The sequence below is a fragment of the Neorhizobium sp. T7_12 genome, from assembly GCF_002968535.1.
In the GTDB taxonomy this organism is placed as follows: Bacteria; Pseudomonadota; Alphaproteobacteria; order Rhizobiales; family Rhizobiaceae; genus Neorhizobium; species Neorhizobium tomejilense.
This window is the reverse complement of sequence record NZ_PVBK01000002.1, coordinates 170,334-183,296: the sequence shown is the minus strand read 5'-3', so window position 1 is coordinate 183,296 and position 12,963 is coordinate 170,334. Positions and strand designations below refer to the sequence as shown.

Genomic DNA, 12,963 nt, shown 5'->3' with positions numbered 1-12,963 from the left:
TCCGATGGATCCGGAGAGTTTTTTGCGGGACTAGAACTTGTAGTTCACGCCAGCCTTGAGCGTCTGGTCGCGCACGTCGGCCCTGGAGGAGACGCCGCCGGAGGTGCTGCGGACATCGTTGGTCATGGTGTAATTGTATTCGACCCGGGCCGACAGATTGTCGGTCAGCTTCTGCTCGACGCCGGCGCCCAAGACCCAGCCCGGCTTCCAGCCGTCCGGACCAGACGTGCCGTTCTTGCCGCCGAAGCTGGTGAGCGCGACGCCCGCGGTGCCGTAGACGAGCGTCTGGTTCAAGCCAACGCCGGCCTTGGCCTTGGCGGCCACGCGGCCCTTTTCGGTGATCTTGCCGCCCGGTACGCGGCTTTCCACGTTGCCCAGATGCGAGGCTTCGATTTCCGCGCCGACGACGCCGGAATCGAGGTCTATATTGTAGCCGCCGTGAGCACCCAGAACGAGGCCCTTGTCGCCATCGAACGGGTTCAGCTTGCGGGATGCCATGCCAAGATCGGCACCGACATAGGCGCCACCCCAGCCCGCTTTCGGCGCGCCGGCAGGTTCGTTATAGGCCGGCGGTTCGGAATAGGGCGCGAGGTCGGCAGCCCAGAGGGGCGTGGCGAAAGATGCGGCGAAGATCGCCAGGGCGAAGGGCTTCTTGTTCATGGTCTTGGCTTTACTCCGTACAGCACCTGCGTCGCGAACACATGCAGGCGGTTACTCAAAAGGTTACGCACCGCGCGGCAGTCACGGTCATCCCAACCAAGCCCCTCAGGCCCGGACCGCCGGCAAGTATCCATTCATTTTTCACGAATTCATAAACACTTCCTTAACTCGCCGGCGACTGCCGCGAACGAGCCGATCAACAAGTGTAACAGTATCGGGAGCGCCTTATGAAATCGCCCATTCGCTCTTCATCAGTCCGTCGCAGCCGCGAGAATTTGGCCGCCATTGCGCTCCTGAACTAGCAGAGCACGTTTCTCGTTGGGCTTTGCCGGCGGGATCGTCCGGCTTTGTGGCTTGCCATTCCACAGGCCGAGATGCGTCAGTTCGCGCACCACATGTGCATGGGGCAATGTCTCGCCGGCATTTTCGCCGCGTGCCACCGGAACTTCGACAAGGCCCGCATCATAGCGGACCAGCCAGATATCGGCAGGCGACGCCGGTTTGCCACCGCCGTCGATCGTTGCCGTATCGCCCTTCAGGCGCACCGCAGGTCCGGCAAGTGGCCTTTCTGCTGCAATCAGGCTGCGGACTTCACCGAGATCCTGGCCGACCGTTGAAGTGCGCCCATTGATGACCATCTGAGGCGTGAACGGACCCGACTGGCCGAGTGCCGGTTCGTAGGTCACCTGGCGCTGGGTGAACTCCTCCTTCCCGAACAGGTCCTTCCAGCCGAGGTAGTCCCAATAGGTCACGGCGAAGCTGAGCGCCAGGATGTCGGGATCGCTGCTCAGCTTGATCAAATTGGCATTGGCGGGCGGGCACGACGAACAGCCCTGGCTCGTAAACAGTTCGACCACGACCGGATTTCTCGCGCCGGCCAGGGCGGGTGCTGCACCGATCAGGCCAAGCGACGCGGCGGCGATCGCGATACGAAACGAATTCAGGTTTTTCACGCGGATGCTCCTTGCAGCATTGCCATCGCACCTTCATTCGCGGCGGTCCGCGCCTCGGTTACAGGCTCACGCTTTAGTGACCATTCGGGCTGGACCATACGTCGCCACACGTTGAACGGGTGCGTCGGCAACCACCCCGCCTCAGCTAAAATCGTTAAATAAATCGGCGTCAGGAACCAACCGTCGGCCGGCGTGTTGAGGGAACGCAATTCGACAACAAACTGTGTTCTTTCAGGAGGTTCACCATGGGACGCGGCATACTGCTCTGGCTTCTCGGCATCCCACTGCCGATCGTCATCCTTCTTGTTCTCTTCATGCGTTGAGGAGGCGGAAAATGCCCATTTCATCCGCAGGCTCCGCGATCGCAACTCCGGTGGAGTCGTCGAAATCTGCGATCGCATGGGGGCCGATCTTCGGCGGCGCGGTGGCCGCCACCGGCATCAGCCTCATCCTCATCCTTTTCGGATCCGGCCTCGGCCTCACCATGATCTCTCCCTGGTCGGGGGAAAGCAGTTCCGCCGCCACCGTCGGCATCAGCGCGGCGATCTGGCTGGTGGTGGTGCAATGGCTGTCGGCGGCGCTCGGCGGATATCTGACCGGCCGGCTGCGCACCAAATGGGCGGCCGTGCATACCGACGAGGTGTTCTTCCGCGACACTGCCCACGGCTTCGTCTCCTGGGCCGTCGCCACCGTCTTCGTCGCAGGTTTCCTGGCGTCGTCGCTCGGCTCGCTGGCGAGCACAGGAGCGCAGGCTGTCGGATCTGCGGCGGCGACTGCAGGTGCCGCCGGTACCGCAGCGGTCGCGTCCTCGTCGGATAGCGGGTCCGGCGGCACAGACATGGCGACGTCGTACTTCACAGATGCGCTGCTGCGTCCGCAGCAGGCCCAGGCCCGCGCCCAGAATGACGACGGGGCAGCAACCGCGGAGGTGTCGCGCATTCTTCTCAACGGCGCCGTCCAGGGCGGCGTGCCGGAAGACGACAAGGCCTATCTGGCAACGATCGTCGCCGCCCGCACCGGCCTTTCGCCGCAGGATGCCCGCGCTCGCGTCGATGCGGTCCTGAAGCGGATCGACGATGCAAAGGTCGCGGCCCAGAAGGCAGCGGACGAGGCCCGCAAGGCGGCCGCCACGACCGCGTTGGTCGGCTCGCTGTCGCTGCTCGTCGGCGCATTCATTTCGTCGGCGGCAGCCGCACTCGGCGGTCGCCAGCGGGACGAGGAGGAAGACCTGCTGGTCGCGACACGCTACTGACCACCGAGACCCTGATGGAGCGGCCATGTGAGAGCTTGGCCGCCCCTTTTCGCGTCTACCGCTTGACGGCGCGGATGTGCAGGAAGATCGGCGCGACGCGGGTGTCGGCGACCACCGGCTCGGCCCGCGCCACCTCTTCGGATGCCATCGGCTCGCCAAAGGCCTCGATCACCAGTCCGGCGCCGACGATCATCGACACCCAAGTGGTCAGCGTCCGGTGGAAACGCGGCACCGCAAATGGTGTCAGCTTCGCCCGCTCCTCGGCCGGGATATCCGAAAACAGCCAGCGCTCGATCCGCCCGTCGGTTTCGTCGAAATAGTCGGCCACCTGGACGGCGACCGCCTCACCCGTCTCGTCGCGGATATTCTTGCGCGTCGGCGGCACGAAACAGGGATGCAGGATCGAGAACTGCAGGAAGCCGCCGGGCTTCAGCACACGGTAGATGCCCTTCAGCACCCCTCGCTGATCGGCCATGTCCATCATCGACATGAAGGCGGTGACGAAATCGAAGCTCTCTTCCGGGAAGTCGATCCCCTGCCCGTCGCCGAGCACATAGGCGATGCCGAGCGGATCGGCAGCCTCCGTCTCGCGGGCGTAACGGATGAAGGTCGGGGCAATGTCCAGCCCGGTCATCTCGGCCCCGCGCCGCGCGACCTCGCGGGTATTGGTGCCCTCGCCGCAGCCGAGATCGAGGCCTTTCAATCCGGCGATCGGCGGCAGCATATCGAGGAAGGCCGGCGTATTCAGCGCATCCCGGTATTTGTCGTAACCCGCCCGCGAATAGATCGTCCAAGTCTCGGCATTGCTCTCCCAATGGGCGCCGACATCAGTCGCATCCATGCTCGTCCTCCTCTCAATCGTCGAATGGGCCGCGAGCTATACCGCCACGCGATGACGGTGGAAAGACGGGGAAGAGGCGGAAAAGGAAAAGCCTCCCGGCAGCCGAAACCGCCGGAAGGCATTTGCAAGAACCGGTCCCTGGGGTCAAAACCCCGGAAAGCGGTTGCGGTGGAAACGGGATACCTCCTCGCGAAAGCCGATATCGCGCAGCAGGTGCTCGTCGATCATGGGCAGGGTCCTGAGCCTCGCCCGGGCGCGCTCGCCATCGGCATCTTTCACCGTGGCGCAGGGGTCGAGCCAACGGCCGGAGATCAGGGCAATGGCGCCGAGCAATGTCGTGGCAGGCATGCTCCTCCCTCCCGCCTCAAGCCGCGGCCGCCGGCAGGCAGGCGTCGCAGATCGCCTGCAGATGCCGGTGGTCGGTGCCGCAGCAACCGCCGAGCACCCGCATCGCCGGATAGTTCTGCCGGAGCGCGCGGTAGCGGGCACCGAGGTCGAGCGGATCCCCGATGTCCAGCTCCGTCGAATCGTCGAGCTCCTGGTGGCTCTTGGCGGACGCGTTGGCGCGAATGCCGGAGATCCGTTTCACCCAGCTTTCGCCGCGGGAAAGCGCCTGCTCGAAATGGGTGGGGTGGGCGCAGTTGACCATGTAATAGGCCGCGTAACCACCGGTCGCCGCATCGGTTTCCTCGATCGCCGCCCGCAATGTCTTGCCGTTGACCAGCCTACCGTCCGTCTCGACCGTGAAGGACACGATGCAGGGCATGCCGACGCGCCTCGAGGCCCGGACGATGCCAACCGCCTCGCCGATATTGTTCATGGTGATCGCCGAGATCATGTCGGCCTCGCTCTCGGCGAAGGCTTCGGCCTGGAAGGCGTGATAATCCTCGGCTGCCTGAGGCTCCATGTTGCCGTCCTTGTAGCCGTCGCCACGCGGTCCGATGACGCCGTTGAGGACGATCGGCCGGCTCGGCCGCTCCCAGAGCCGACGCAGCTTTTCGACGTATTCGACCGAGCGGATATTGAGCGCCCTCAGCGCCTCGCGATCGTAACCGAGCTGCGGCCCCCAGTCGGCATTTGCACGCCAGGTCGGCGTGTCGAGGATGAAGCCGAGGCGGTGATCGCGGGCGATCGCCAGATAGGTCTCGTAATACGCGGTCAGTTCCTCGCGGCCGGCGGCGTTGTCGAGCAGCGGAAAAGCTGCGAAGGCCGGAAGGTCGATGCCGCGATGGAAGACCAGCGTCGTCTCCAGACCTCCGTCGGAAAGAAAATCGCCGCTCTTGATCTGCGGCAGGCTGTGGCGATACTTGGCCATCGTCTGTCTCCTGTGGTAAACATGGCGAGCCGATCCTGGATATTGCTCCGGGCCGCTCAGTGAATGACCGATTTTTCGCAGATTTACGTGCGGAGCTTCTAGTAAGCTCATGGTACAGCCGAGCATGCTTTTGAAATTTGTCCGAATTTACGGGAGGTTAGCATGTCTCGAAGGGCAGAGAATCTCGACGTTGCCACGGTGAGGCCGCGAGAAACTGTACCGGCGGTCAAGTCTTCGGAGACGCGGGAAACGCGCAAAGGAGCAGCCACCCGCGACCGCATCCTGGAGATCGCGGAAGCGTCCGTGCTCGCCAAGGGGTTCGCCGCCACATCCATCGACGAACTCATCGCCGAAGCCGGTATCACCAAGAGCGGGTTCTTCTACCATTTCAAGGACAAGAACGAGCTGGCGCGCGAGATGCTGCGCCGCTACGTCGCCGAAAACGACCAGATCTTCGACGACATCTTCGGCCGGGGCCGGGAACTGAGCGACGATCCGCTGCAGGCTTTCCTACTGGGGCTGAAGTTCCTGAGCGAGCTGGTGCGCGACCTGCCAGGCGGCCATCCAGGCTGCCTGATCGCCTCGGTCTGCTACCAGGAGCGGCTTTTCGATCATGAAGTCTTGAAGCTGAACTCGGATTCGATACGTTCCTGGAACGCGCGCTTTCTCGAGCATATCGAGGAGATCGCAGCGGTTTATCCGCCCCGCGAACCAGTGGCTCTGGCAGATGTGGCGAACATGCTGTCCTGCGTCATGGACGGGGCGATCATCATGTCCAAGGCGCTGAAGGACCCCTGGCAACTGGAGCGGCAGATCCTTGCCTACCGCTCCTATATAAAACTGCTGTTTTCCAGATAGGCGAGCCGACGTTACTGCAGCGTGCGCTGGAAAGTCTGCATGTCCGCCGGAGTGCCGGGAGCGACACCGGCTTCGCCGCCATCGAGGCCGGTCGCGACGACCGAGACGCGGAACTTTCCATCGAGACTGCGGTCGAAGATCGCGCCGACGACGATATCGGCGTCATCCATGACTTCGTCGCGGATGCGGCTTGCGGCTTCGTCCACCTCGAACAGCGTCATGTCGGAACCGCCGGAGATCGAGATCAGCACGCCCTTGGCGCCCTTCATCGAGATGTCGTCGAGCAGCGGATTGGCGATCGCAGCTTCCGCGGCAAGCAGCGCGCGACCGTCGCCGGAGGCTTCGCCGGTGCCCATCATTGCCCGGCCCATGCCCTTCATCACCGACTTCACGTCGGCGAAATCGAGGTTGATCAGGCCTTCCTTGACGATCAGGTCGGTAATGCAGCCGACGCCGGCAAATAGCACCTTGTCGGCGGTCATGAACGCGTCGGCAAACGTGGTCTTGGCATCGGCAATGCGGAACAGGTTCTGGTTCGGAATGACGATGACGGTATCGGCGGCCCGGCGCAGTTCCTCGATACCGGCATCGGCCGTCTTCATGCGGCGGTTGCCTTCGAAGGTGAACGGCTTGGTGACGACGCCGACGGTAAGGATGCCGGCATTGCGGGCAGCATGGGCGATGACCGGTGCGGCACCGGTGCCTGTGCCGCCGCCCATGCCGGCCGTTACGAAGCACATGTGCGAGCCGGAGAGATGGTCCATGATCTCGTCGATCGATTCTTCCGCTGCAGCGCGGCCGATCTCCGGCAGCGAGCCCGCACCGAGGCCTTCGGTCACATGGGCACCGAGCTGGATGCGCCGCGACGCCTTGGAGGTTGCCAGAACCTGCGCGTCGGTATTGGCGGCGATGAAATCGACGCCTTCCAATTCCTCGGCGATCATGTTGTTGATGGCGTTGCCGCCGCCGCCACCGACGCCGATCACGGTGATCTTCGGCCGCATTTCGGTGATCTGGTATTTTTTGGCGTCCGTCATCGCAATCTCCTTGGCATCGGCACCCGCCGGCCGGGCGGCCTCGTGGCACCCGAATCACTTGCATTTTAGCTCGGCAACAAGGCAGAGGCTTGGCGAAAGAACAAGCTCGGTGCTGCAGAAAGCGGCCGAATGAAATTTTCCACAGGTTGCGTGGAACCTTTTGCGGTCATAGCAATTGTGAACAGTCGATCACAAAAGAGAGAGGAGCACCACGTACCATGCCTACGTCCGCCGCACGTGCGTCCATAGCCCCGCCCGATGAACATATCCTCACCGTTCAGGAGGCCCTCGAACCGCTCTTTCTTGCCCTCGAAGAGGAGGCGGAGATCAAGATGATCGCCGCCGCCGTCAAGGCCGGCTGGTCCGTGGAAGATGCAGTCACCGCGATCGACGAGCTTCGCCGGACAGAACTCGTTTCCGCCAACTGGGCCCATTGACCCATCACAAAAACTCGTTCGCCTGACCGCCGGAGATGCCCTAGATCTACCCGCACTGCATTTCAGCGTCGGTGAGGATCATGACCATCAGGAATATCTGCATTTATGGTGCGGGCGCTCTCGGGGGCACGTTCGCGACGAAGATCGCGAACGGGCTCGGCGAGGAGGCCAATGTCTCGATCGTGGCGCGCGGCGCACATCTCGCCGCCATTCGCGACAAGGGCCTGACCGTCGAGCAGGGCGGCGATGCCGCGCCGCTCCATGCGCGTGTCACCGCCACCAGCGACCCGTCGGAACTGCCGAAACAGGACCTGATCATTACCGGTCTCAAGGGACACCAGCTTGGCGATGCGGCCGAGGGCCTTGCGAGCCTTCTCAAGGAACGCACCCGGGTCATCATGATCCTCAACGGCATTCCCTGGTGGTATTTCCATCGGGATTCCGGAAGCGGGCATGCGGAAAGACAGCTCCCGGAACTCGATCCGGAGGGCAAGCTCTGGCGGCTGGTCGGTCCGGAACGGGTCATCGGCTGCGTCGCCTATCAGGGGGCGGAGGTGACCGAACCCGGCACCATCCGCCTCAATGGCGACGGCCGCTTTTTCCTCGGCGAACCATCCGGCGAGCTTTCGCCGGACCTGGTGTCGATCTCCGAACTTCTCGGCCGTGCCGGGCTCAACATCATCCCGACCCCGCGGATCCGCGACGAGATCTGGACCAAACTGATGGGCAACGCCGCCTATAACCCGATCAGCGCGCTTACCCGCGGCCGGATGAACAGCATCATGGAAAATGCAGCGCTGGTCGCGCAGGTCGGCAAGGTGATGGCGGAAACCAGGGCCGTCGGCGAGGCGCTTGGCGCGGCCTTCAGCCGAAGCCTCGAAGAACAGCTTGGCCGGTCGGGCGGTTTCGGCCCGGTCAGGACCTCGATGCTGCAGGACCTGCTTGCCGGAAAGGCGCTGGAGATCGTTCCGCTGACCGGCATGGTGGTGGCGCTTGGCAAGCTCGCCGGCGTGCCGACCCCGACCTGCGAAACAGTGCTGGCGCTGACGCTGCAGCTCGACCGCGAAAACCTCAGAAACTGATTCAAGTGTTTCTGAACGGGAATCCGCAGATGCCGGCAAGTGGTTGAAATCGAAGCTATGCCGGCCTTTCGGCCGGCATAGCTTTTATTGCGGTTTTCACTTCTTCACCTGCTCCGCCCAGTTCGGCGCATTGCTCTTGCCGTCCAGGAAGGGCAGCACGGTCGGCGCCAGGGCCGGCGATGCGAATGCCTCGTAATGGGTGAGATCGGGCAGGATCGCCAGCCGGTTCTTCGGCATGTTCTCACGCATCCAGCCGGCATCCTTCAGGCCGCCGCCGAGCTTCTGGTAAAACTCGACGATATGCTCCGGGCGCACCATGTCGCTGTCGCCGAAGACCAGCATGACCGGCATGGTCAACTTGGCGACCGCATCGGAGAAATCGTAGTCCCGGCGCATCAGGTCGCCCATGGCATCGAGGAGCCGCGGGAATTCGGAGACATCCGGAGCCACGGCCTTGTAGGAGATGAACATCGGCGTGTCCTTCATCATCTCGGCCATGGCACCGGTGACGGACTCCTGCTGCGGGATCATTTCCGGAAAGAAGCCGCGTTTGGCAAACGGCGCAGAGGCGATGACGAGCCGCCGCACCTTTTCCGGCGCCTGAGCGGCCATCTGCAGCGCGATGCCGCCGCCCATGGAATAGCCCAGCACATCGACCTGGCGGTAGCCGAGTTCTGAGACGACCCTGCCCATGTCGGCGCCCATGGCTTCCAGGCTGATCGGGCGCTTGCCAAGCGGGGTGCGGCCATGGCCCTGGAGGTCGACGGCGATGACCTGGCGATGCTGCATCAGCGCCGGCATGATCGGGGCGAACATATCGACTGAGCCGAGGCCGCCATGGAGCAGCAGGAGCGGTTCGCCTTCCCCGCGGATCTCGTAATAATAACTGATGCCACCAGCCTCGACACGGCCCTTCTTCGATGGCTCCGCGGCGGTCACCTGCGGTGCGGCGGATTTCGGCTCCTGCGCTTCGGCGAATGCAGGAACGAGCGATGCGGCAAGGGCCGCGATTGCGGTGGCGATTATCCTGATCGACATGACGTCCTCCTCGGGGACCTGATTGGTGGTGATGCCCCAAGGACGGAGAGGAAGAGCCCGGGCCGACAATCCACGCTAAAAATTGTTCGCGCAAAGAAAATCCCGCCGCGAGGAGACGGCGGGACAGGCAGATTGGAGGTCAAAATATTATTCTTGTACGGCGGCTGCAGGGGATGAAAGCCGCCTGATTATCTTCGGCGCGGCATGGGGACTGTGCCGGCTGAAGATGGTCTTCAGAAACTAAACACACAGGTAGCCGCTAGGTTCCACCATTCGTTAACGACATTTTGTTAAGATTGATGAACTTCTATGCTGGCATCAATGAGGCAGGAATGGCCGTACCGAATTTCCGCTTTACCCACTACGATCTGAAACCGCAACGCGCGGGGACGACGATCGAGGTGACGTTGAATGCGGTCAACAACGTGCGCCTGATGAACGCCGCCAACTTCCAGCGCTTTACCGAGCTTCTCGATTTCAAATATATCGGCGGCATCGCCAAACGGTCCCCCATCCGCCTGGTGATCCCGGAGGCTGGCCACTGGCACGTCATCGTCGACATGGAAGGCCATCACGGGCTGGCGGAATCTTCCGTCAGGCTGATCGGCGCGCCGGCCAATGTCGTGGCCCAGAAACAGGCCTCCTGATCGGTTTCAGATGAGTGTCACTTCGGGTTTCGTTCCTTGCGAAGCTTGGCCCACCAATCGAGCCGCTTGCGGATGTCACGCTCGAAGCCGCGCTCCGGCGGGTCGTAGAACGTCTGCCGGCCCATCTTTTCCGGAAAGTAATCCTGACCTGAAAACGCGTCCGGCTCATCGTGGTCGTAGCGATAACCGTCGCCATACCCCTCGCCCTTCATCAGCTTGGTTGGGGCATTGAGGATGTGCTTGGGCGGCAGGAGCGAACCGTTTTCCTTGGCGGCCCGTGTCGCGGCCTTGAAGGCGGTATAGACCGCGTTGGATTTCGGCGCAGTCGCCAGATAGACGCAGGCCTGCGCGAATGCCAGCTCGCCTTCAGGCGAACCGAGATAGTCGTAGGCATCCTTGGCGGCATTGCAGACGACCAGCGCTTGCGGATCGGCAAGGCCGATATCCTCGACCGCCATGCGCACCAGCCGGCGGCCGAGATAAAGCGGATCCTCGCCGGCATCGAACATGCGCGCCAGATAATAGAGCGCAGCATCCGGATCCGAGCCGCGCACCGACTTATGGAGCGCCGAGATCAGATTGTAATGGCCGTCCTGCGCCTTGTCGTAGACGGGGGCGCGGCGCTGGACGATCTGGGTCAGGCCCGTCGTATCGAAGACCTCCCCTTCCCGCGCGGCGCGCCAGACCTCTTCGGCGAGCGTCAGCACCGCGCGGCCGTCGCCATCGGCCATGCGGATGAGGCTGGCGCGTGCATCCTCATCAAGCGGCAGCGGCCTGCCCTCGGCCTGTTCGGCGCGGGCCAGAAGCTCGCTCAGGCTTTCCTCGTCGTGGCTGCGGAAAGTCAGCACCCGGGCACGTGACAGAAGAGCGGCGTTGAGTTCGAAGCTCGGGTTCTCGGTGGTGGCACCGACCAGGATGACGGTGCCATCCTCCATGACCGGCAGGAAACTGTCCTGCTGGGCGCGGTTGAAGCGGTGTATCTCGTCGACGAAGAGCAGCGTCTGGCGCCCGTCCATGCGGCGCAGGCGTGCGGTCTCGAAGACCTTCTTCAAGTCGGCGACGCCGGAAAAGATCGCCGATATCTGCTCGAAGGCGAGACCAGCCTCGCCGGAAAGCAGCCGCGCCACCGTGGTCTTGCCGGTGCCGGGCGGCCCCCAGAAAATCATCGAGCCGAGCGAGCCGCTATCGATCATCCGCCGCAGCGCACCGTCCTCGCCCGTCAGGTGCGGCTGCCCGGTGACTTCGGCAAGCGACTTCGGCCGCAGGCGATCGGCAAGCGGCCGCCGGTTGGCGACCTCTTCCGGAACCTTCGGCGCGAAGAGATCACCGCTCATCGGAAGAACTGCCTGATGCGCTGGCCGCCACGCTCGATCTCCACCCGCCAGAAGCCCGGATCGTCGCCGAGCATGGTTTCCATGCCCTTGGTGCTGGTGACGGCAGTGCCGTTCAGGGAGATGAGGATGTCCTTCGGCTCGAAACCGAGGCGGGCGGCGGGAGAGTTGCGCGTCACGTCGGTCACGACCACGCCGGTCTTTTCAGCCGGGATGCGCAGTTCGGTCGCAAGCTTCGGCGACAGGTTGGCCACGCGAAGGCCGGCAAACGGATTGCGCCCCTCGATCAGCCGCTCGTCGCGGGGCGTTGTTTCCGGGGCGGTGTTGAGCGCCAGGTTCACCTGCCGCTGGCCGTCGGCGGTCTGAATGGTCAGCACCGCCTGCCTGCCGAGACCGGCGGTGGTCAGCCGGTAACCGAGAGCATCGGGATGCTCGACCGAAATGCCGTTGACGGCGGTCACCACCTCGCCGGGCTTCAGGCCGGCCTTGTCCGCCGGTCCGCCTTCGACAACGCGCGTCACCAGCGCGCCGCGGGCGGTCTTGAGGCCGAGCGCTTCGGCCACATCCGAATTGACGGCATCGAAGCTCGCGCCGACGAAGGGGCGTTCGAAGCTCGTCTTGCCTGCGGCAGCCGTGGCGAGGAAGACTTTCACGAGATTGGCGGGGATCGCGAACCCGATGCCATTAGAGCCGCCGCCGCGCGAAAAGATCGCGGTGTTGATGCCGATCAGTTCGCCGTTCATGTTCATCAGCGCGCCGCCGGAATTGCCCGGATTGATCGAAGCATCGGTCTGGATGAAGAAGCCGAAATCGCCGGTAGTGACCTGGTTACGGGCAAGTGCGGAGACGATGCCGCTCGTCACCGTCTGGCCGACGCCGAACGGGTTGCCGATCGCAAGCACCAGATCGCCTACTTCGGTGCGATCGGAATCACCGATGGCGAGAACCGGAAAAGGCTCCTTCGACTTGATGCGCAGCACGGCCAGGTCGATGCTCGCGTCCTTCAGCACCACGTCACAGGGGAATTCGCGGCCGTCGGCGAGCGCGATCTTGATATCGTCGGCACCTTCGATCACGTGGTTGTTGGTAACGACGAGCCCATCTGCCGCAAGGATGACGCCGGAGCCGAGCGACGACTGCTTTTCCGAACGGTTCGGCATGCGCTGGCCGAAGAACTGCTCGAAGAAGGGGTCCCCCGCAAACGGATTGAGACGCTGCACGACCCGTTCGGCATAGACGTTGACGACGGCGCCGGCCGTCTGCTTGACCAGTGGCGAGAAGGAGAGCTGCATTTCCTGACGGCTCTGCGGCACCACCTTTTCCTGGGCGAGTGCCGCAACAGGCATCAGAAGAACAAGAGCGAGAAGGCCGGTCGACACGCGTTTCGGCATGGTCAGCATGTAAGTCCTCATTTGAGAAAAATCCGGATCGATTTGTAGCGCGCCACGCTAGAAAGGAAAGGTGGCGGAACAACGGAGATTGTGGCGGAAACCGTCAAGCTTTCCTCCCTAT

General features: G+C 63.3%; 15 protein-coding genes. 5 read left to right on the top strand and 10 right to left on the bottom strand.

Going from position 1 to position 12,963, the window contains the following annotated elements; translation table 11 throughout:
• Positions 1-30: 30 nt before the first annotated feature.
• The 3 genes from C5J26_RS06835 to C5J26_RS32560 all read right to left on the bottom strand — a co-directional run bounded on the left by C5J26_RS06835 (position 31) and on the right by C5J26_RS32560 (position 1,960).
• On the bottom strand, positions 31-660 hold the full coding sequence (locus tag C5J26_RS06835; RefSeq protein WP_105401101.1) for an outer membrane protein: 630 nt from the start codon (positions 658-660) through the stop codon (positions 31-33).
• 251 nt (positions 661-911) lie between these two features.
• On the bottom strand, positions 912-1,613 hold the full coding sequence (locus C5J26_RS06830; RefSeq protein WP_105401100.1) for a thioredoxin family protein: 702 nt from the start codon (positions 1,611-1,613) through the stop codon (positions 912-914).
• A complete protein-coding gene (locus tag C5J26_RS32560; protein WP_105419414.1) occupies positions 1,610-1,960 on the bottom strand; it encodes a hypothetical protein in 351 nt (116 codons plus the stop codon). Before C5J26_RS32560 ends, C5J26_RS06830 begins: the two co-directional genes overlap by 4 nt.
• Here C5J26_RS32560 and C5J26_RS06825 point away from each other — a divergent pair.
• Positions 1,948-2,865, top strand: a complete 918-nt coding sequence (locus tag C5J26_RS06825) for a hypothetical protein (protein ID WP_105401099.1) — start codon at positions 1,948-1,950, stop codon at positions 2,863-2,865. The two genes, C5J26_RS32560 and C5J26_RS06825, sit on opposite strands and share 13 nt — an antisense overlap.
• A gap of 55 nt (positions 2,866-2,920) precedes the next feature.
• Here the strand turns inward: C5J26_RS06825 and C5J26_RS06820 are convergent, their stop codons facing one another.
• The 3 genes from C5J26_RS06820 to C5J26_RS06810 form a co-directional block, all read right to left on the bottom strand.
• Entirely contained in the window at positions 2,921-3,706 is a 786-nt protein-coding gene (locus C5J26_RS06820) for a class I SAM-dependent methyltransferase (protein ID WP_105401098.1), read from the bottom strand.
• 144 nt (positions 3,707-3,850) lie between these two features.
• Positions 3,851-4,054 (bottom strand): hypothetical protein, encoded by a 204-nt coding sequence (locus C5J26_RS06815; protein ID WP_105401097.1) that lies wholly within the window; start codon positions 4,052-4,054, stop codon positions 3,851-3,853.
• Between the two features lie 16 nt (positions 4,055-4,070).
• Positions 4,071-5,021 (bottom strand): homocysteine S-methyltransferase family protein, encoded by a 951-nt coding sequence (locus C5J26_RS06810; protein WP_105401096.1) that lies wholly within the window; start codon positions 5,019-5,021, stop codon positions 4,071-4,073.
• A gap of 162 nt (positions 5,022-5,183) precedes the next feature.
• On the opposite strand from C5J26_RS06810, the gene C5J26_RS06805 reads away from it, so the two are divergent.
• Positions 5,184-5,879 carry a TetR/AcrR family transcriptional regulator gene (locus tag C5J26_RS06805; RefSeq protein WP_105401095.1) on the top strand — a complete coding sequence of 232 codons (696 nt, stop codon included), beginning with the start codon at positions 5,184-5,186 and terminating at the stop codon, positions 5,877-5,879.
• Positions 5,880-5,890: 11 nt separating this feature from the next.
• On the opposite strand, the gene ftsZ is transcribed toward C5J26_RS06805, so the two are convergent.
• Complete coding sequence (gene ftsZ / locus C5J26_RS06800; protein WP_105401094.1) at positions 5,891-6,916, bottom strand: cell division protein FtsZ; 1,026 nt, start codon at positions 6,914-6,916, stop codon at positions 5,891-5,893.
• Positions 6,917-7,134: 218 nt separating this feature from the next.
• On the opposite strand from ftsZ, the gene C5J26_RS06795 reads away from it, so the two are divergent.
• Together C5J26_RS06795 and C5J26_RS06790 are read left to right on the top strand one after the other, a co-directional pair.
• Positions 7,135-7,353, top strand: coding sequence for a hypothetical protein (locus tag C5J26_RS06795; protein ID WP_105401093.1), 219 nt, complete (start codon positions 7,135-7,137; stop codon positions 7,351-7,353).
• An 80-nt stretch (positions 7,354-7,433) separates the two neighbouring features.
• On the top strand, positions 7,434-8,435 hold the full coding sequence (locus tag C5J26_RS06790) for a ketopantoate reductase family protein (protein ID WP_105401092.1): 1,002 nt from the start codon (positions 7,434-7,436) through the stop codon (positions 8,433-8,435).
• Between the two features lie 96 nt (positions 8,436-8,531).
• On the opposite strand, the gene C5J26_RS06785 is transcribed toward C5J26_RS06790, so the two are convergent.
• Positions 8,532-9,473, bottom strand: coding sequence for an alpha/beta fold hydrolase (locus tag C5J26_RS06785; RefSeq protein ID WP_105401091.1), 942 nt, complete (start codon positions 9,471-9,473; stop codon positions 8,532-8,534).
• Between the two features lie 332 nt (positions 9,474-9,805).
• Here C5J26_RS06785 and C5J26_RS06780 point away from each other — a divergent pair, with 332 nt between their 5' ends.
• Positions 9,806-10,120, top strand: a complete 315-nt coding sequence (locus C5J26_RS06780; protein WP_105401090.1) for a DUF1883 domain-containing protein — start codon at positions 9,806-9,808, stop codon at positions 10,118-10,120.
• A gap of 17 nt (positions 10,121-10,137) precedes the next feature.
• Here the strand turns inward: C5J26_RS06780 and C5J26_RS06775 are convergent, their stop codons facing one another.
• Positions 10,138-11,454: a replication-associated recombination protein A gene (locus C5J26_RS06775; RefSeq protein ID WP_105401089.1), complete on the bottom strand. Its 1,317-nt coding sequence runs from the start codon at positions 11,452-11,454 to the stop codon at positions 10,138-10,140.
• Complete coding sequence (locus C5J26_RS06770; RefSeq protein WP_105401088.1) at positions 11,451-12,851, bottom strand: DegQ family serine endoprotease; 1,401 nt, start codon at positions 12,849-12,851, stop codon at positions 11,451-11,453. Before C5J26_RS06770 ends, C5J26_RS06775 begins: the two co-directional genes overlap by 4 nt.
• Positions 12,852-12,963: the final 112 nt, after the last annotated feature.

Bases quoted from the DNA above. Each gene is read 5' to 3' on its own strand.
- C5J26_RS06790 (WP_105401092.1), top strand. From the start codon at position 7,434: ATGACCATCAGGAATATCTGCATTTATGGTGCGGGCGCTCTCGGGGGC.
- C5J26_RS06805 (WP_105401095.1), top strand. From the start codon at position 5,184: ATGTCTCGAAGGGCAGAGAATCTCGACGTTGCCACGGTGAGGCCGCGA.
- C5J26_RS06810 (WP_105401096.1), bottom strand. From the start codon at position 5,021: ATGGCCAAGTATCGCCACAGCCTGCCGCAGATCAAGAGCGGCGATTTT.
- C5J26_RS06780 (WP_105401090.1), top strand. From the start codon at position 9,806: ATGGCCGTACCGAATTTCCGCTTTACCCACTACGATCTGAAACCGCAA.
- C5J26_RS06770 (WP_105401088.1), bottom strand. From the start codon at position 12,851: ATGCTGACCATGCCGAAACGCGTGTCGACCGGCCTTCTCGCTCTTGTT.
- ftsZ (WP_105401094.1), bottom strand. From the start codon at position 6,916: ATGACGGACGCCAAAAAATACCAGATCACCGAAATGCGGCCGAAGATC.
- C5J26_RS06775 (WP_105401089.1), bottom strand. From the start codon at position 11,454: ATGAGCGGTGATCTCTTCGCGCCGAAGGTTCCGGAAGAGGTCGCCAAC.
- C5J26_RS06835 (WP_105401101.1), bottom strand. From the start codon at position 660: ATGAACAAGAAGCCCTTCGCCCTGGCGATCTTCGCCGCATCTTTCGCC.
- C5J26_RS06795 (WP_105401093.1), top strand. From the start codon at position 7,135: ATGCCTACGTCCGCCGCACGTGCGTCCATAGCCCCGCCCGATGAACAT.
- C5J26_RS32560 (WP_105419414.1), bottom strand. From the start codon at position 1,960: ATGAAATGGGCATTTTCCGCCTCCTCAACGCATGAAGAGAACAAGAAG.
- C5J26_RS06815 (WP_105401097.1), bottom strand. From the start codon at position 4,054: ATGCCTGCCACGACATTGCTCGGCGCCATTGCCCTGATCTCCGGCCGT.
- C5J26_RS06825 (WP_105401099.1), top strand. From the start codon at position 1,948: ATGCCCATTTCATCCGCAGGCTCCGCGATCGCAACTCCGGTGGAGTCG.
- C5J26_RS06820 (WP_105401098.1), bottom strand. From the start codon at position 3,706: ATGGATGCGACTGATGTCGGCGCCCATTGGGAGAGCAATGCCGAGACT.
- C5J26_RS06785 (WP_105401091.1), bottom strand. From the start codon at position 9,473: ATGTCGATCAGGATAATCGCCACCGCAATCGCGGCCCTTGCCGCATCG.